This is a genomic window from Rossellomorea sp. KS-H15a (genome assembly GCF_024195245.1).
Lineage (GTDB): Bacteria > Bacillota > Bacilli > Bacillales > Bacillaceae_B > Rossellomorea > Rossellomorea vietnamensis.
Genome location: NZ_CP096886.1, coordinates 129,974 through 148,842 on the forward strand (window position 1 = coordinate 129,974; position 18,869 = coordinate 148,842).

The following is an 18,869-nucleotide window of genomic DNA, read 5'->3' on the forward strand; positions in this document are numbered from 1 at the left end:
CTATTTCCAACTATCATAAAACTTCTTTGCCACTTGAACGGTATGGGTACTTCCCCCGGCATCCTGAACATCTTCAAGGAGCATGGCGAGAACCATGGAAGGGTCATTTTGATCATAGGAAACGAACACTCCATTTTCCTTCCCTTTCGTTCCCTGCTCCGATTTGATTTCTGCCGTACCGGTCTTACCGGCGATCGCTTTACCTTCAACACTCGCTTTTCCGGCGATGCCTTCTGTGACCACTTTTCGAAAATCCGTTTTCATCATGTCTGCCTGTTCTTTTGAAAGCAGGTCTTTCTTCCACACTTTTGGTTCTTCATCCTTCAGGAGTTTTGGTTCCATCATGGTGCCATCGTTGATGATCCCACCGTAGGCACTTACTATGTGAACGATACTCATCAACACTTCCCCTTGACCGAAAGCAGAATCGGCCAGCTGGACCTCTTTGGAGATTTCCCCGTCGTTTGAAACCTGTGATTGATAGATCGGGTAAGACATAGGGATCTCTTCGCCAAAGCCGAAATCCTTCAAGCCCGCAATAAACGTCTCAGCACCCATATCCAGCCCGACCCGTGCAAAATAGATGTTATCCGAGAATTTGAGGGCGCTTTCGAGATCCACTTTGCTCTCATTGTCAAAAACACGGACCACTTTATAATTCCCCCAAGATTTATCCTTTTGCCACTTCTTCCCCGGGATATCATAGATTTTCGAAGGATCCAGCTTACCGGATTTCAGACCGACGGATGCTGTGATGCCCTTCATTGTGGATCCCGGTGAATAGGCAAGCTGGAATCGGTTCCGGAGCGGCTTTTTCGGGTCGTCCGCCAACTTCTTATATTGTTCTGAAGACATCCCTAAAACGAATTCATTCGGATCATAGGCAGGGGTGCTCACAAGGGCGAGCGCTTCTCCCGTTTGTGGATTGATGGCGGCTGCCGTCCCTGCCTCATCCTTCATTTGTGCGTATATCTTCTTTTGCATCTCGGCAACAATGGTTAAGGTGATGTTCTTCCCGTCTTCAACCGGTTGCTCGGCTACGGTGAAGGTGTCTTCTGAATCTGGTTGCTTCAGATAAATACGCTGTCCGTCTTTGCCACGCAGCTGATCCTCATAGACTTCCTCTGCTCCGCTTAAACCCATTAAGGATTGAGCAGTATAGCCTTTGTCCTTCAGCTTCTCCAATTTCTCTGCTGTAAGCTTCCCGATATAACCGGTCAGATGGGCAGTGGCCTCTCCGTACGGGTATTCCCTTGCAGGCACCCGCTTGGAATAAAGGCCGTCCAGTTCAATTACCTCAAGTGCGAGAGGACGCTCTTTTAAGGCAATTTTTTTAATGGGGACAAAATAGTCAGGCTTCACCCAGCTTGCGTCCAACTTACTCTTTATTTGCTCTGGTGTTATATCCAGTAAGGATGACAGCTTGCTCAAGTCATTGTCATTGAACTCTTTCGGGACAATCCCAAGCTCAAAGGCTTCCCCGTTGACAGCAAGGGGCTGCTGATTCCGGTCGAGGATCTCCCCGCGTTTGGCAGAAATACTTTCCACTCCGACCTTATCCCCCTCTTCCATTTCCGGCAGGATGAACGAAGGATCCCAATCTACGTACCAGTTCTCATCGTCATCCTTCTTTTCTTTTGTCAACGTAACATCTTTTTTATACGAGACCTCACCGGCGAGAGTTTTAAACGAGATGGTCATGGGGAATTTGGCTTTTGTTTCTTTATCCCAGTCCACCTCTTTATCAGGCTTTTTGAAGGATACTTTTACATCCTTCACTTCCAGATCTTTATAGATGTCTTTATATCTTGTAACGAAATCTTCTTTTTTGTATGTATCTTTGGTTGAAGTGTTTGCGTAGTCTGAGAACATACTATCAAACTTCCCTTTATTCCAAAGATCCACGTATTCCTGCAGGCGATCATCCGGCTGGGCCTTTTCCTGACACCCTGCAAACATTAGGCTGAGAGCAACGAAGGTACAAAGCAGCATGATTTTTTTGATCATATGTAGTGACAACCCCTTATTTATTCTTATATTCATTGTTTCAAATCGTATCCAGATTTACAAATTTAATGTATTTATATTTTTTGTCTTAAAACCAATTTCCACCACCATTTCCTCACAATCCCCAGTATTTCTCATCCACAGATGATGCAATTTCGTAAAAATTTGTTATAATAGTACATCGTAAGAGTAATAAGGAACTGAATCCTAAGATTATATCTTGCAAATATATATCGATAGGTGGAAATAAACATGAAAGATTATCGAGTACTACTGTATTACAACTATGTTGACATCGAGAACCCGGAGGAAGTCACTGCCCAGCACAAACAAATGTGTGCTGATATCGGCCTTATGGGACGCATCCTGATTTCGTCTGAAGGAATCAACGGAACATGTTCCGGTACGATCGAGCAGACGGATGCTTATATGGAAGCGATGAGACAGGATCCTCACTTCAAGGACACTGTTTTCAAGATCGACGAAGCAGACGAGCATGCGTTCAAGAAATTAAAAGTGAAGCACCGTCCAGAGCTTGTGACACTTCGTCTTGAAGATGATGTGAATCCGAATGAGCTAACAGGTGAATACCTTGAGCCAAAGGATTTCTTTGAACAAATCCAGCAGGAAGATACAATCCTTCTTGATGCACGTAATGACTATGAATATGAACTTGGACACTTCAGAGGAGCCGTGAAGCCGGATATCAAAAACTTCCGAGATCTTCCGAACTGGGTCCGCGACAATAAAGATAAACTTGAAGGCAAGAAAATCATCACGTATTGTACGGGTGGTATCCGCTGTGAAAAATTCTCAGGCTGGTTAGTAAAAGAAGGTTTTGAGAATGTGGCACAACTGCACGGTGGAATCGCAACCTACGGTAAAGACCCAGAAGTAAAAGGTCAACTGTGGGACGGACAGCTTTATGTATTCGACGAGCGCATCGGTGTTCCTGTGAATCAGACCGAGCACGTTGTGGTAGGGAAAGATTTCTACACAGGGGAACCTTGTGAACGCTACGTAAACTGTGCACACCCGCCTTGTAACCGAAAGATCCTTTGCTCTGAGGAAAATGAGCATAAATATATGAGAAGCTGCTCACATGAGTGCCGCACGAGTCCTGAGAACCGCTATGTTATGGAGCATGGTTTGACGGAGGAAGAAGTGGCAGAGCGTTTGGCAGTGATTGAGAGTGAGAAGGAAAAAGCGACGATTTAATATTAACAAAAAGCACTGGCTCGATTGAGTCAGTGCTTTTTCATGTGTATTTAAGGTAAAAGATGTTTCCACTTCAATAGTTTCTCAAGCCAGCCAAATAAGAACTCATACTGACTCAAGTAGTCCCACACTTTATCTTTCCCAGGATGACTTTTCTTGATTTTAAGTTGCGCGAGCACTGGGTCATGATCACTTGCACGTCCATCCTCTTCACTGAAATCTGAATTGATATTAATCGTATCGATTTTGGCTTTTTTAGCTAAGTTGTTTGATACCAGAATATGATCGAGTACCTGGGCGTTCCCCTGGTAATTGTACGTGTAACGCTCTGCTGCAGGTAACTTATTCATCATATCCGTTAAGACGTCACCTTCAAGAGTCTTGATCGGAGCTGAAAACTCGAAGTCGTTCATGTCTCCAAGAACCACTACGTTGGCGCCCTTCATCTTGCTTTCCAACTCGTTCACAAAATCATTGATGATCGTAGCCTGTTTGATGCGCTGTGCTTCACTGCCAAGGACTACAGGATGCTCAGCACCAAATAATGCTCCATCTCCACCCTTGGAATTTAAGTGATTCGCTACAACGACTACTTTTTCTCCATTAAACTTGAATTCAGCCGCTAATGGTTTACGTGAATCTTCAAATGCTTCGTTTGTTGGATCAATCCGACCCGGATTATGAGTAAGGCCGTCTTTAGTGACTCCAACAGATGTAACGGCATCCCCTGCCTGCTTATCCGTTAATTCCACGCGATCGGGATTGTAAAGGAAACCGACGCGAATGTTTCCACCCGGCTGCCCGCCGTCCGTTTTATCTAATGGATCGATATTGGTAAATTTGTATGTCGGGCCACCTTTTTCTTCAATGGCTTTAATGACCGTTTGGAACGACTCACTTGCATCCGTGGTTCCATCATCTGTCGGGCCATTATTGTCCTGCACTTCGATCAGTCCAATAACGTCCGGTTTTTTCATATTTGAAACAATGGAATCCGCGATCTTTGCTACTTTATCGGCATCTGTGCCTGCATAGAAATTTTCAATGTTATAGGAAGCGACCGTCAATTCATTTTTCTTAGGCTTGATGGTTGTCACTTGTCGATCTGTTCCTCCATCGACGACAGATGGCAGCTCACCCGCCGGTCGGATCTTGAAATTACTATAATCATAGCTTACGTTTCCGGTGATGGACCCATCGAGGGTATCCCCCGTTTTCACATTGATGTCTTTTCCATCCACGTCAATCAGCATGCGCTCAGGATTATAATCCTCAGGAGAAATTAAGATTCCCCCTGCTCTTGTGCGAAGTTGATCTTCACTTGTGTTAACGATAACAGGCAACTCATCATATTTGACAGGACCTGTAACCGTAGCATCAGGAATTTCAATCAACATTCCCTCAAGGCTTTCATAGAAATCAAGACCGTCTGTTTCAGGATCGAATGAAGTCATTTCATCGTCTTCGATGATTTCTGTTGGAGGTGTACGGTCTTTTCCAATGACAATAGCCTCTGGCACAGTGTTATCTGAAGATACAACATTTACAGATGAAGCTGTAATCTGGGTTGTCAGAAGGTCTTTCGCATCGGAATACCCATCTTCTCTCCATTCTTTCACTTGCCCGGACACATTTACTTTGTCCCCTACTTTCACACTATTTCCTTTTGCATAGACGTAAATTCCTTCAGAAGTTGCGACATTATCATCAGGGTTTTCTTCTTGCAGGTAAAACGCATTGGAACCTGCTTTTGCTGTTACGATACCTTGTACATTGGAAACATTCATGCTTTCATAAGGAGAAGTGTGTGAATCTCCCTGAATATCATGAATGCTTAAACCGTCAGCTGATTTAAGAAGTTTATAGGTGAAAGATGAAACGTCACTCGTTTCCCCGTCTTTCGTCACGACTGCTTTAATAGTCGTATCCGAAGTCAGTTCAATTGGTGCTGTATATTCAGGGCTTGAAGCTGTAGGAGTGGTCCCATCCGTTGTGAAATGAATGGTTCCATCTGTCGTTGCCGTTTGTAAGGTAACTTTGGTCCCTTCAGTGACAGATCCCGCTCCAGGACTTGCTGTTACGGAAAAAGCTGTTTCAATGACGTCTGATGAATTACGTGGGACCAATTTGTACTCATCAAAATTATAATCTACAACCCCGCGCAGAATTTCGTATGTTTTACCAATTTCCAGAAGGGAGCTGTCGCTTGGTTTGATAACGAACTGTCCAGAGCTATCCGTTGCAGTGAAGTTGCCGTTGCTGTCTTTAGACTCCACAGTTACATCGGTGAATTCGACAAAGGTACCTTCGTGTGATTCCCCATTTTCAGCTGAAAGGTCTGTAGAGACTAAAGGTGCTGGAGCCGGTATTCCCTTGTCTTCCGTTGTGATTTCGACATTTGATGCCGATACTTCGATTTGCTGCATGCCATAATAGTCGGCCAATGTTCCTTCAGCAACCACTTCGTCACCTGGTTGAGCCATTAGGCCGTTTCCGCGGATGATAACACCTGCCGTTCCGTCCTGGATGAACAGATTTGTTTGTCCGCCTGCTTCAAAGGTAGCTGTAGCGGTACCTTGCACTTTTACGGTTGCGCCGGTAGCTGCTGTCCGTGCTTCAGCTATACTGGTAAGTTCGACTGGCGTTGGATCTGGAGTAGGAGTCTCCCCTGACAGATGGGCTCCAAGGTAATCGAACGTGTCTTTAGAATAAGAATTCCATTCTCCTGCAGAGTCAAAAACGTCCGTGACATCAGCATCACCTGCATTCACCGTGTCTTTACGAACAAGTGTGACATCCGCTGCGAAGTTAGCAGAAGATCCAACTTGTCCGATAGAATCGATTACATTGCCATCTTTCTTTAATGTAATGGGGTCATTTCCGTTAAAGTTTATTACAAAGTTATTCAGAATGTCTGCTTGTGCAAGAATGGCTGGGTCTGCGCCTTCATTTGCCAGTACCAAAACTTCCCCTGCACCTAATGTTCCAGACAAAGATAATGATTTTCCTGCTGTTTCCGCACCATTTGTATGTAATTCCAAGGAGTAGTTTGAAAGATCGATATTTGCACCTGTTCCGTTGTACAATTCGAGTGCTTTGTTGTAACTTGAACCTTCAATATATTCAGAAATGATCAGATCCTGAAAAACCTCGTCTGCAGCAGATACATGCTGAGAAACGGAAGGTGCAACAAGGCTCAAAGCCATGGTTGAGACAATGAACATGTTTAATGTCTTTCTGGTTACTTTCTTTTTATTCATAAATCTTCCTCCTGTTCATGAATAGTTTACCGGCCAGATGGCCAACACTTTCCATTTTACAACAAGAATTGTCAGAATAAGTGTAAATATTGAGTAAATTTCCTGTTTTTGAAAAGTTAATACTTTCCTCTCAGGACTATTTACCTTTATACTATTCTAGTAGTTATACGAAAGGGTTATTTTCAAAAAATTCTAACTTATATTCCGCTTTCTATGATACTATTGTAAATAATTATATAAACTACCATAATAAGTGTATAACTGACATTAGTATCCACCACTCTATGACAAAAAAGGAGAAGTATCGTGAAAAAAACGATTATTACTTTTACTGCTACTGCCATTCTGTCAACATCTTTTGTAGCTAATGCTTCTGCCAATACCCACAAGGTGGCCCCAGGAGACTCTCTATGGTCTATATCCAAAAAATATAATACTTCTGTTACCGACTTAAAGAAATTGAATAATTTAAACAAAGAGGTCATTTTCCCCAACCAGGTATTAAAGGTACAAAATTCGACTAGCAGTCCCTCTGCAAGCAAACAAGAATCTAGCCCACCGGTTAAAACCATTACTAATCAAACCTATACTGTGAAATCTGGAGACACTCTTGGCAAAATCGCATATGATCACTCAATAACCCTGACAGACCTCATGTCTTGGAATGGAATTGAATCTCATTTAATTTATCCAGGTCAAAAATTGATAATTTCAAAGACCACAAATCCACCAGTAGTAGTTGAGGCAAAACCAGAATCAACCTCTCCAAGTCATAGTACAGACTCAGCCTACACGGTAAAATCGGGGGATACGTTATCCGGTATAAGCTTGGCATATGGAACCTCCGTACAATCACTTAAAAATCTAAATGGACTCATGAGCGATATGATATATGTGGGGCAAAAATTAAAGGTTGTTGGAAGCCCCGCCAGTCCTCCTGCAAATCCTGTATCACCAAACGAACAAATAACATCTTCGTCAGGCGATGTAGTTAAGCTGGCAAAGTCATTCATAGGAACTCCTTATGTATGGGGAGGATCCACAGCGGATGGATTTGATTGCAGTGGATATATTTATTATGTATATAAACAGGTCGGGCAAGGGATTCAACGTTACTCAAGCGAGGGATACTATAATAGGTCATATTATGTGAATAAGCCTCAACCTGGTGATCTGGTTTTCTTCGAAAATACATATAAAAAAGGGATCTCTCACTTAGGTATTTATCTGGGGGATAATCAATTTATCCATGCCGGGGATAATGGTGTGGAAATCACAAGCTTAAGTAATTCGTACTGGAAGTCTAAATTTGATGGATTTAAACGTTTCTACTAATTAAAAAAGTTCATGGGAATTTCTCATGAACTTTTTTTAATTTCAATCAATGTTTTTATAATGATTCATCATTTCACATAAGAAAATGAACTTCATGTATCAGTTAGATAACACGAATTACATTAGCCTATAACGGGATGAGGACTCCCCAAAAGCCGTTATAGTAATACAATAAAAGCAGATTCCAATCGAGTCGTACAACACGTCTAGTAAGCATCCCGTTCTCATAAAAAAGACCTGAGCTATCTCTGTCACCAAGGCATATACTATGGCCATAAATAGAACCTTGTAGACTTTTTTCGTCGTCTTGTTAAGCAAAAAAGAAAATATAAAAAAGAAAATACCATGTCCTATTTTCTGCAACACATAAAGAGAAGAATGAAATGGATAACCTGTGAAATCGAAAAACTTACTAAAATCGGGGTGATCATTCCATTGAAAATATACTTGCCGATACAAAACCAAGTCCTGAACATTCTTTGTACACGTCAGAATAAAAATTAAAACCCCAAAAAGAAAAACCGCTAACACTCGCATAACTCCCTCACCTCATTTCTAAGCCTTACCATAATGATGAAGATATATAATAAGGGACGGACCTCTCAGTATTTCAATGAAAGCCCGTATCTATCAGGTTTTCCTGTTCTGAAGTTAACATAACTGAGGTCCGTCCCTCTTCCCTTTTCCCCTTCCACCCATTACACTGAAGGAAATAAGATGATAAAGGATGGTTGGATGAGTCGTTTTGTTGAGAGAGTAGAGCCTTATTTTTTGAGTGAGGATCCGTTTGTGCAGAGGTATGCAATTGAAATGTTGGAAGGTTCTTATTTGGTTGATGGTGATACATTTTTAACCGGGTTAAAGGCCCATGACCGTGGACAGGTTTCAGAATACTCTTCCCCTATACTTCCTTATTTAATGTACATGCCATTGAATGAAGAAGGGATGACGGAGGTAGTCAATCGGTTGAATAGCCTGGGTAAAAAAGATGCCGACGTACTCTTCTACATCCAATTAATAGCGAATGCCGATACCGATTTACTGATTTCATACAGAGATGAGGTAAAACCTTTTCTAGATGAAGGGCAACTGAATAAAATTGCCAAGCTTCCTGCTTTAAAAGATGAAGAATTATTCATGGAGCTTGCTGGCGTTATGCATTACCTGGATACGAATGAGTATGACCAGGTGTATTTTGACCACGGGAAAAGGATTGTTCAAGAGCTGGTCAAGAAAGGCGAAATTAGAAGCTGGGAGGTACAGATTGAGGAAGAAGGGCTGGTCGGCTTCAATGAGGTATACACAGTATATATGGCTGGGGAAATCCGCGAAGAGAGCGTGATCCCGCAATTGGTGGACCTTTTCAAAAACGAGGAAGCAGAAGATTTGCTGTTGGAGGAAGTGGCCAATGCCCTGGTGAAGATAGGGACAGATCAGGTTGTCGCTGAGGTTGAAAAAGTAGCTCTCTATGGGAACACCTATTTCTATACACTGGATGTATTAGGCAGAATAAAGAGTGCGGGGGCGGAACAGGCACTGTTACGATTATTTGATCAAACGGATGACCTTACGGCTAAAACACTTATAGCAGATTATTTATGTCAGCAGTTATCAGCTGAAGAGATTTCCAAAATCGAAGCACTCATCGAAGAAGGCTATGATGAAAACATGCTTTGTCTGGAAGAATCCCTTTACGTGAACTGCGTCATGAACGGAATCGATCACCCGAAGCTTTCACAGTGGAAGAGTCTTATCGAAGAAGTGGAAAAGCATTCATTGGATGAACAACCACTCCTCGTTACTCAACCCGTCCAAACAGGAGATAAAGTCGGACGCAACGACCCCTGTCCGTGCGGAAGCGGTAAGAAATATAAGAAGTGCTGTCTATAAGCGAGGGACGGACCTCCGCATTTTCATGCGGAAGCCCGTCCCTATCACGTTCTTCTATTCGATTTCGGTGAAATTGGAGGTCCGTCCCTCTACTCCATCCACTCCGGTTTGCCGAAGCCTTTGAATTCTTGGTCGATGGTTTTTTCGAATTGGTCTGCTTCGACGACGGCTTTGATGTCTTTGGCGAGTTGTGAGTCAACGTCTTTTGTGTTCATGACTACCCGGTTGCGGTATTGGTCTGGCATGTCCTCCAGCTGCAGGGCATCGAGAAGGTCCATGTCCGCTGCCAATGCATAGTTCCCAGGTACTGCTGATAGATCGACACTGTCGACAGCCCTTGGAAGCTGGGCCGCTTCGATCGGTTTGAACTGCAGGTTTTTCACGTTTTCATCAATGTCTTTTTCGGATACGGTCAATGGATCCGTGTCAGGTTTCAACGTGATCAGCTTGGCATCTTCCAGGATTTGAAATGCACGTGCCGCGTTGGTCGGATCATTCGGGATAGCGATGGCACTGCCTTCTTTAATATCTTTGATGGAATCAAACTTCTGTGAGTAGATCCCCATCGGCGCCGTCGGTACGACAATCACTTCAGATAGGTCCATGTTATGCTGTTTCGCGAATGTTTCCATGTAGATTTTGTGCTGGAACAGGTTCGCATCCAGGTCACCTTCTGAGAGTGCGTTGTTCGGCTGTATGTAATCACTGAATTCCTTCACTTCAACCGTATAGCCTTTTTCTTCAAGACCGGGCTTGATCGCTTTGGTCACCATGTCACTGTATGGACCGGATGTCGCTCCGATCGTTACTTCTTTTTTATCTTCCGAGCTTGCCTCTTCTCCGCCGCAGGCAGCAAGTAAGCTCACTGTTACCGCTAATGCTACACATAATATCCACTTTTTCACTTGTTGTTCCCCCTATTGTTGTTATCGTTTATCGACTAATCGTGCAAATATATCACCCGTATATTGGATGAGCTGTACCAGACAAATCAGGATGACAACGGTGGTGATCATCACCGTGTTATCGTATCTGTAATATCCGAATCGGATCGCCAGGTCACCGACTCCCCCGCCGCCGACGATGCCGGCCATGGCGGAATAGGCGACTAAACTGATGGTTGTAATCGTGATCGCCTGAATGACGGCAGGCCGTGCTTCCGGTAACAGCACGTCCTTGATGATCATCCATGGACTCGCTCCGACTGAAACCGAGGCTTCGATGACCCCTTTATCAATCTCCCTGAGAGACGTTTCTACCATTCTCGCAAAAAACGGAATGCCCGCTACCGAGAGTGATACCGATGCCGCCGTCGGTCCGATCGTCGTACCGGTCAATAGTTTAGTTAAGGGTAAGAGTGCGACTAATAGAATAATGAATGGAACCGAGCGGACCATGTTCACAATGAATCCAACCACTTTTTTAATCACACTATTTTGTAAAAATAAGCCCTTGTCTGTCACAAAGAGCAGAATCCCAAGGGGCAATCCCACCACAATCGCTACGGCCAGTGAAATCCCCACCATATACACCGTTTCAAAAAAGGCTTTATTCAATTCTGGCAATATAGAAGTCAATGAATCAGGCAGCATCCTCCAGCACCTCCAGGCTTTGCGTCTTGGCCGTGATATAACGGATTGCCGCTTCGATTTCGTCAGCTGATCCGATCAGCTCCATGATGAAGATCCCGAGTGGGACATCCTGAATATATTCGATCTTCCCGTGGAGGATATTCCCCTGCACCTTGTAGCGCTGAAACACCTCTGATACAACGCTCTCCTCGGCAATGGACCCCTTGAATTGAATCTTGATGAGCTTCCCTTTTCTCGATTCCACCAGATGCTGAGGCAGTTCGAATTGGAGAATCGTTTCGATGAACTGCTTCGTCAAAGGCTGTTTCGGTTCGGCAAACAGGTCATACACGGGACCTTCCTCCACGATCTTCCCGTCCTGCATCACGGCCATCCTGTCACAGATTTCCTTCACCACTTCCATTTCGTGGGTGATGAGGACGATGGTCAATCCCAGTTCCTTATTGATTTTTTTTAAAAGCCTCAGGATAGATTTCGTCGTATTTGGATCCAATGCCGACGTCGCTTCGTCGCAAAGTAATACCGATGGGTTGTTGGCAAGTGCCCTCGCAATCCCGACTCTCTGCTTCTGTCCCCCGCTGAGCTGGGCCGGATACGCATCCGCTTTGTCTGAAAGGCCGACCATTTCCAGGAGCTCGACGACCCTTGGTTTGATTTTCACTTTCGGTACATGTGCCGCTTTCAAAGCAAAGGCGAGATTATCAAACACCGTCTTCGATTTGATGAGGTGAAAATGCTGGAAGATCATGCTCGTTTTTTGCCGTGCAAGTCTTAATTGCTTGGATGTGAGCTTCGTGAAATCCTGTCCATCGATGATGATTTCCCCTGATGTCGGTGTTTCTAATAGATTCAGGCAGCGAATGAGTGAGCTCTTCCCCGCTCCGCTGTACCCGACGATCCCGAAGATCTCCCCTTTTTTGATGGTGACAGAGACGTTGTCGACACCGACCACCGTTTGCTTTTTTGTTTTGTACGTTTTTACCAGATTCCGAATCTCGATCAATGTGCACACCCCTTTTTCTCCAATAAAAAATGCCTCTTTCAACTGAAAGAAGCATCGCCTGTTTATCTCGACTTATCTCTCAGAATGAAATCATTCTGCAGGAATTAGCACCGTTCCATTACTGGAGGTTGCCGGACGTCATAGGGCCTGATCCCTCGGTCACTCTGGATAATTGAATGTATGTAATTTTCAAATATTTATCTTATAGAGGATAATACTGGGTATCGAAGGGGAAGTCAAGAGGTGATTTTAGTGGTATTTTTATGTAAGCGTTATCTTTGTTGTCCTGGCAACGAAAGATTTTTGTGTATATAAAAAAAACCGACCCCTCCCATACAGGAAAGGTCAGGCTCTTCCACTCATCTACCGTTTTTTCACCGAATCTCTCTCTATCAGCTCCGTTGTGAGCTTGTAATACGAATCGACCTCTTCCTTCAAGAGCATCTGAAAGATCAGGTGAACGGCAAGCGCACCCGCTTCATATTTCGGCTGCCTCATGGTCGTCAGGGGCGGGGACACGTATTCTGACAGCTGGATATCGTCAAAGCCAATGATGGAAATATCCCCTGGAACGGAAATGTTTTTTTCGTTCAGTGCCTGGAGGCCGCCGATGGCCATTTCATCGTTTGCATAGAAAATGGCCTGTGGGACATCCCGTTGGGCGATCAGCATTTTCGTCGCCTGATAGCCTCCTTCACGGGTGAAGCCCCCGGAGACTTTCCATTTGGATTTATAGTCGATGCCGTGTTTGTCCAGTGCCTCCCGGAAGCCCTGGAATCGAAGTTCGTTGTCATGGGAGTTGTAAGGTCCGCTGATAAACGCGATGTCACGGCTTCCCCTTTCAATCAAATGTTCTGTTGCCACGAACGCTCCGTGCACATTATCGACTTCGATCTGGGTGACGTAATCGCTTTTGATGCTCCTGTCGAGGACCACGATCGGAAAGCCTTCCCTTGCCGACTCCAGGATGGTCTCATCATTGATATTATGGGCAAGGATGATGACGCCATCAACCCTTTTTTCTTTTAAAAACTTCACGGCGGTGGACTGTGCCCCACCGATGGAACTGCAGGCAATCAAATCATATCCGTTCGTGGAGGTCACATCCTGTACGCCCTTGATCAGTTCGGAGTAATAAGGTCCTGATAGATCGCTCAGGATCAAGGCGATGGTATTCGTGCTTGTCCGCTTCAAATCGGAAGCAAGCCCGTTTTTTTGGTAATTCAATTGTTTGGCTGCCGCTAAAACTTTCTGTCGTGTTTCTTCACTGACTTTCTTACTGTTGTTTAATGCATAAGAAGCGGTCGAAACGGCGACTCCAGACAGTTTAGCCACATCTTTGATGGTTGCCATAAGTTCACATCCTATTGCTTCTATAAATGAAGGCATCCTTCTTGACTGATTTCTTCTGTTCATCATACATGAAAGCGCTTCAAGTATTGGGCTATTTTTCTAACAAATATACGATCGCCTCATAGGGACGAAGGGAGTTGATGTCTGACGGTCGTTCACTTGAATCCGAATAGTTGCTGATGAGGATTTCGGTATGAGAATCATCTGCTGCTTCAGGCAAATGGAATTCAGGATTCCCTCCGTAGAAGTTCGCCACTACCAACAAGGTTTGATCGTCCCATTTCCTCGAGTATGCCATGATTTCAGGATGATCCCCCAATAAAAGCTCATACTCTCCATAAACGAGAATATCCAGTCGTTTTCTGAGTGCAATGAGTTTTTTATAATGATAAAAGATGGAGTCCTGATCCTTCAATGCCTGTTCCGCGTTAATTTCGCTAAAGTTCGAGTTCACTTCAATCCAAGGATTTCCCTCGGTAAAACCTCCATGAATATCGTCATTCCATTGAAATGGTGTCCTGGCATTATCCCTGCCCTTCGTCCGGATCGATTTCATGATCTCATGCTCGGGCACGCCTTCCGTTTTCTTTTCTTGAAAATAGTTAATCGTTTCAATGTCACGGTATTGGGTGATATCGTCCCAGTTACTATTCGTCATCCCGATTTCTTCTCCTTGATAGACGAAAGGCGTCCCCTGCATCATGTGAAGAACGGTTGCAAGCATCTTGGCGGATTCTATGCGATATTTCTGGTCGTTCCCCCATCTGGAGACGATACGGGGCTGGTCGTGATTATTCCAGTATAAACTGTTCCACCCCTTCTGAAACAGGGATGTCTGCCACTTGCTCAATACTCTTTTCAATTCCGGGAAATCCAGCTCCTTAAGTGCCCACTTCCCTTCCCCTGCCCGCTCGTCCAGGGACATATGCTGGAAGGTGAACACCATATCAAGTTCATTCCTGCCTTTCCCCGTATATAACTGAGCCGTTTCCGGGGTTGCCGATGGCGTCTCACCGACCGTCACAGTCGGATATTGAGAAAGGACCTTTTCATGCATTTCCTGTAAATACTCATGGAGCTTCGGCCCGTCGGTCAGTACGTTCTCATCGACTTCTTTCCCGATCAGATCGATTACATCCATACGGAAACCGCTGACCCCTTTATCGAGCCAGTAGTTCATCATCTTGTACAATTGTTCCCGCACTTCAGGGTTATGAAGATTGAGATCAGGCTGTTTCTTACTGAATAGATGAAAGTAATACTCGCCAGTCTGTTCATCCCATTCCCATGCGGATCCGCTGAAGACGGATTGAATACCACTTGGAGGTCCGTCCTGACCCTCCCGCCAAATATAGTAATCCCGATAAGGGTTATCCTTTGATTTCCTGGACTCCCTGAACCACGGGTGCTCATCAGATGTATGGTTGATGACGAGGTCCATCATGATATGGATGTCCCGTTTCTTTGCTTCCTCGATTAATGTCTCCATGTCTTCCATGGTACCGAAATCAGGCATGATTTCATAATAATTGCTGATGTCGTAGCCGTTATCGTCATTCGGGGATTGATAGACCGGGCTCAGCCAAATGATGTCGATGCCGAGAAGTTCGAGATAATCGAGCTTTTCGATGATACCGGGAATGTCCCCGATCCCGTCCCCGTTGGTATCATTGAAGCTTCGGGGGTATATTTGATAAATTGTGGACTTATGCCACCATGCTTTTTCCATCGTATTTCACCTCTTTTTTAACGTATAACTAAAGAAATGTACCAGGTACAATCATTCCGCTTTGTACCTGGTACACGTCAATCATTTGATGCCTGACATCGTAAATCCTTCCACGATGTATTTCTGGAAGAAGGAGAAGATAATGATGATCGGCACAACCATGAAGGCGGCGCCGGCCATCTGCAGGCCGAAGTTGTTGGCATATTGACCCTGCAGTAGTGAAAGCCCGACCGATAAGGTGTAGAGGCTTTCATCATTGGCGATGATCAACGGCCATAGGAAGCTGTTCCACGCACCGATAAACGTAAGGATCCCCTGCACGGCGAAGATCGGCTTCGCAATGGGCACGATCAATCGGAAGAAAATATAGAATTCGCCTGCTCCGTCAAGTCTTGCTGCTTCGATTAGGTCAGTCGGGATCGTCGTCATGAACTGCCTGAATAGGAAGATACTGAAGGCAGCGGCCAGTCCCGGCAGTACAATCCCCGTCATCGTATTCGTCAGTCCCATTTCATTCAGGATCAAATAGACAGGGATCATCGTAACCTGTGCAGGAATCATCATCGTGGCAAGCACGATATAAAAGATTTTCTCCCTGCCTTTAAATTGATATTTCGCAAATCCATAGCCGGCCATGGCATTGAAAAATAGACCGACAAAGGAAAATAGCACAATGATGAGCGTGTTCCGTAAATAAACTCCGAAATTCATGCTTTCAAATAAATTCACGTAGTTTTCAAGCGTCGGATTTTCCGGTATCAAGCTTGGCGGTATTTGAAGCACTTCACTTTCAGGCTTGAACGAGCTTGAGATCATCCAAATGAATGGGACGGAAACAATGATTCCGCCGAGTGCCAGCAAGAGGATGATAACCAGCTTTTCTGCTTTACTTTTCGTCGTTTTGGTTTTCATATATTCAGCCCCGATACTGTATAGTTTCGTTCTTAATATTCTGTATCAGATTTTCTTAACTTAAATTGAAGAAGCGTGATGATAATGATGATGACAAACAGGATGAATGAGCCTGCGGCAGCATATCCAAATTCACTGAACTGGAATCCTCGTTGATAGATGAATAAGGCCATTGAAATCGTTCCATCAAGTGGTCCACCATTCGTCATGACGAATGGCTCCTCGAAGAATTGCAGCCATCCGATCAGCGTTGTGACCGTGACGAAGAAAGTGGCGTAGCGCAGTAACGGGATCGTCACATTCTTCAATACCTGCCATCTGTTCGCTCCATCCATTTCCGCTGCTTCGTAATAAGACTTTGGAATTCCCTGCAGAGCTGCAAGGAAAATGATCATATTAATCCCGATCCCTTTCCATACGGCTAACACAATCAACGATAGCTTGGCGATCGTTGGCTCTCCTAACCAAGGAATCTTCTCGACATCCAGTAAAGACAGTAAGTAGTTAAACAATCCGTATTCGGTATTGTATAAGAATCCCCAAATCACGGCAACGGCAATGATGTTCGTGATCGAAGGCATGTAGTATACCCCGCGGAATACGGTAAACAGCTTGCTTGTCCCATAATTCAGCAGCAGGGCGATCCCTAATGAGAAAACAATGACAAGAGGAACGCCAATGACCACATAAAACAATGTGTTGAAAATCGACTTATGGAACAATTCATCCGAAAGTAACGCAGAGTAGTTGTCCATGCCGATGAAGCTGACATTCGACCAGTCGGCAAGCCCTTTTAAATCAAGGTCTGTGAAACTGATCAAAAAAGCTACTATAATAGGAACAATACTGAAAACAGTTAAAATGATCACTGCAGGAGCAATAAACACATAAGGATGTTTATTTTTGCTCATGCTGCTTTTCCATCCATTGCTCATGATATCCCACCTATCTAAACCTGACGCAACATGATAAGAAATCATTCTAAAAATGGAGCTAAAGGCCGTTTGACCTGTAACTCCATTTTATTCTTATACAAGCATCCGTTTTGTATTAGTCTTGCTTATTTTTCTACGATCTCATTGGCTTTTTTGTTGAATTTCTCAAGCTCTTTGTCCACATCTGCTCCACCGACCGTGACTTTTTCAATGGTAGATAGGAACTCCTGTGCAATCACTTCGAATTCCTTGATTTGCGGAGATGCTTTAGTATCTTCCAGTTGTTTACCGAAGACAGACAGCATTGGATCTTCTTTTAACTTAGGCTCTTCCCATGCATCGACGCGTGAAGGAAGGGTATTAGATACATCCAACCATTCCATTTGCGTATCCACTTTATTCATATAAGAGATGAATTTCAGTGATTCATCCACATTCTCAGAATTATGGAAAACAGATAGATTGGATCCACCCATGCTTGATGTGTTCGTTTCTTTCTTAGGCATAACGGCTACAGCCCATTTGTCCTTCAAGTCAGGTGCCTGGTCGTTGATGATGTTGATCATCCAAGGGCCACTGAAGAACATTGGCTTCGCGCCCTCTTTGAATGCCTGTACGATATCGATTCCTTCTGTTGTAGGACTGATGCCTTCTTTAAAGAAGTCTGTGTAATACTCCATTGCTTCCTTGAATTCAGGAGAATCAAAGTTCATCTTATCTTTGCCTTCAAATTCGTACCCATTCTGCCATGCAAAGATGAATGGTGTAATCTGGTCATTGCGGTCGATATCCAATCCATACACATCGTCGCCCCGGTCGTTCAGCTTACCGGCCGCATCCTTCAGTTCATCCCAAGTAGCAGGAGCTTTGTCGTATCCGACTTCTTTCAATAGATCTGTGCGGTAGTACAGTACGCGTGTATCGATATACCAAGGAACACCGATGACTTTGTCGTCATACTTCATAGAAGTAACGGACCCTTCGAAGTAATTTTCAGGTTTGAATTCAGGATAGTCATCCAAGTATGGAGTCAGGTCAAGCAGTGCACCTGCATCTGCGAATTCCGGTACCCAAGTTGTCCCTAATTGAAGGACGTCCGGGCCATTTCCTGAAGCGACTGCCGTAAGCAGCTTATCATGAGCATTCCCCCAAGGGATCGCTTGGATCTTGACAGAAATATCTTTGTTTTCCTCTTCAAACTTCGAAGCCATTTCCTTCAGCTTCTTACCTTCTTCACCCATCGCCCACACGGTGATTTCTTTCTTACCATCCTTCGACTCACCATTGCCTCCGCAGGCTGTAAGAATCGTGGATAAAGCCAGAATACCGATTAGTAGTAAGGACCACATCTTCTTTTTCATTTCCCCATCTCCATTTCCATTTGTTTTGACACCTTTAAAAATGGTAAAGCGCATTGAATGAATTCTTCTGTTATGAAAAATCATCCAAGTTATTGAAACGTTTCGATGACTATATTATAATCAAACGTGAATACGCTTTCAACACTTTTTTAGAAATTACTTGTTTCAACCAAATTCCAGCTATATAAAGACCCTTATAACTAAAGTTAAATACTGATGTGTAGCATTAAAAGATAGTTTATGGATAAATATCGACGGGTTGACTATCCACTGA

At 44.1% G+C, this 18,869-nt stretch carries 14 protein-coding genes and 1 riboswitch; of the genes, 3 read left to right on the forward strand and 11 right to left on the reverse strand.

The genetic code is table 11. The features are described 5' to 3' along the window. A complete protein-coding gene (locus M1J35_RS00570) occupies positions 1 to 2,007 on the reverse strand; it encodes a penicillin-binding transpeptidase domain-containing protein (RefSeq protein ID WP_254652451.1) in 2,007 nt (668 codons plus the stop codon). 252 nt (positions 2,008 to 2,259) lie between these two features. Between M1J35_RS00570 and M1J35_RS00575 the strand changes: the two genes are divergently transcribed. Then, positions 2,260 to 3,225: an oxygen-dependent tRNA uridine(34) hydroxylase TrhO gene (locus tag M1J35_RS00575; protein ID WP_254652452.1), complete on the forward strand. Its 966-nt coding sequence runs from the start codon at positions 2,260 to 2,262 to the stop codon at positions 3,223 to 3,225. Positions 3,226 to 3,275: 50 nt separating this feature from the next. Here M1J35_RS00575 and M1J35_RS00580 read toward each other — a convergent pair whose 3' ends face one another. After that, positions 3,276 to 6,485, reverse strand: coding sequence for a chitobiase/beta-hexosaminidase C-terminal domain-containing protein (locus M1J35_RS00580; RefSeq protein ID WP_254652453.1), 3,210 nt, complete (start codon positions 6,483 to 6,485; stop codon positions 3,276 to 3,278). A 306-nt stretch (positions 6,486 to 6,791) separates the two neighbouring features. Between M1J35_RS00580 and M1J35_RS00585 the strand changes: the two genes are divergently transcribed. Next, positions 6,792 to 7,820: a C40 family peptidase gene (locus M1J35_RS00585; protein WP_254652454.1), complete on the forward strand. Its 1,029-nt coding sequence runs from the start codon at positions 6,792 to 6,794 to the stop codon at positions 7,818 to 7,820. A 117-nt stretch (positions 7,821 to 7,937) separates the two neighbouring features. Here the strand turns inward: M1J35_RS00585 and M1J35_RS22785 are convergent, their stop codons facing one another. Further along, positions 7,938 to 8,357, reverse strand: coding sequence for a VanZ family protein (locus tag M1J35_RS22785; protein WP_371928703.1), 420 nt, complete (start codon positions 8,355 to 8,357; stop codon positions 7,938 to 7,940). Positions 8,358 to 8,555: 198 nt separating this feature from the next. Between M1J35_RS22785 and M1J35_RS00590 the strand changes: the two genes are divergently transcribed. Continuing rightward, positions 8,556 to 9,710 carry an SEC-C metal-binding domain-containing protein gene (locus tag M1J35_RS00590; RefSeq protein WP_254652455.1) on the forward strand — a complete coding sequence of 385 codons (1,155 nt, stop codon included), beginning with the start codon at positions 8,556 to 8,558 and terminating at the stop codon, positions 9,708 to 9,710. An 89-nt stretch (positions 9,711 to 9,799) separates the two neighbouring features. On the opposite strand, the gene M1J35_RS00595 is transcribed toward M1J35_RS00590, so the two are convergent. The 8 genes from M1J35_RS00595 to M1J35_RS00630 all read right to left on the reverse strand — a co-directional run bounded on the left by M1J35_RS00595 (position 9,800) and on the right by M1J35_RS00630 (position 18,595). Further along, on the reverse strand, positions 9,800 to 10,615 hold the full coding sequence (locus M1J35_RS00595) for a MetQ/NlpA family ABC transporter substrate-binding protein (RefSeq protein WP_254652456.1): 816 nt from the start codon (positions 10,613 to 10,615) through the stop codon (positions 9,800 to 9,802). 21 nt (positions 10,616 to 10,636) lie between these two features. Next, complete coding sequence (locus M1J35_RS00600) at positions 10,637 to 11,302, reverse strand: methionine ABC transporter permease (RefSeq protein WP_254652457.1); 666 nt, start codon at positions 11,300 to 11,302, stop codon at positions 10,637 to 10,639. Further along, the gene (locus M1J35_RS00605) at positions 11,292 to 12,305 is read right to left on the reverse strand and encodes a methionine ABC transporter ATP-binding protein (protein ID WP_254653663.1); all 1,014 of its coding nucleotides are present in this window, start codon (positions 12,303 to 12,305) and stop codon (positions 11,292 to 11,294) included. Before M1J35_RS00605 ends, M1J35_RS00600 begins: the two co-directional genes overlap by 11 nt. Before the next feature lie 69 nt (positions 12,306 to 12,374). Next, a riboswitch (SAM riboswitch) is annotated at positions 12,375 to 12,480 on the reverse strand. A 188-nt stretch (positions 12,481 to 12,668) separates the two neighbouring features. Next, on the reverse strand, positions 12,669 to 13,658 hold the full coding sequence (locus M1J35_RS00610) for a LacI family DNA-binding transcriptional regulator (protein ID WP_254652458.1): 990 nt from the start codon (positions 13,656 to 13,658) through the stop codon (positions 12,669 to 12,671). Positions 13,659 to 13,749: 91 nt separating this feature from the next. Then, a complete protein-coding gene (locus tag M1J35_RS00615; protein ID WP_254652459.1) occupies positions 13,750 to 15,387 on the reverse strand; it encodes an alpha,alpha-phosphotrehalase in 1,638 nt (545 codons plus the stop codon). An 81-nt stretch (positions 15,388 to 15,468) separates the two neighbouring features. Continuing rightward, positions 15,469 to 16,299, reverse strand: a complete 831-nt coding sequence (locus M1J35_RS00620; protein WP_254652460.1) for a carbohydrate ABC transporter permease — start codon at positions 16,297 to 16,299, stop codon at positions 15,469 to 15,471. Between the two features lie 32 nt (positions 16,300 to 16,331). After that, positions 16,332 to 17,234, reverse strand: a complete 903-nt coding sequence (locus M1J35_RS00625; protein WP_254652461.1) for a carbohydrate ABC transporter permease — start codon at positions 17,232 to 17,234, stop codon at positions 16,332 to 16,334. A gap of 125 nt (positions 17,235 to 17,359) precedes the next feature. Continuing rightward, the gene (locus M1J35_RS00630; RefSeq protein WP_254652462.1) at positions 17,360 to 18,595 is read right to left on the reverse strand and encodes a sugar ABC transporter substrate-binding protein; all 1,236 of its coding nucleotides are present in this window, start codon (positions 18,593 to 18,595) and stop codon (positions 17,360 to 17,362) included. Positions 18,596 to 18,869: the final 274 nt, after the last annotated feature.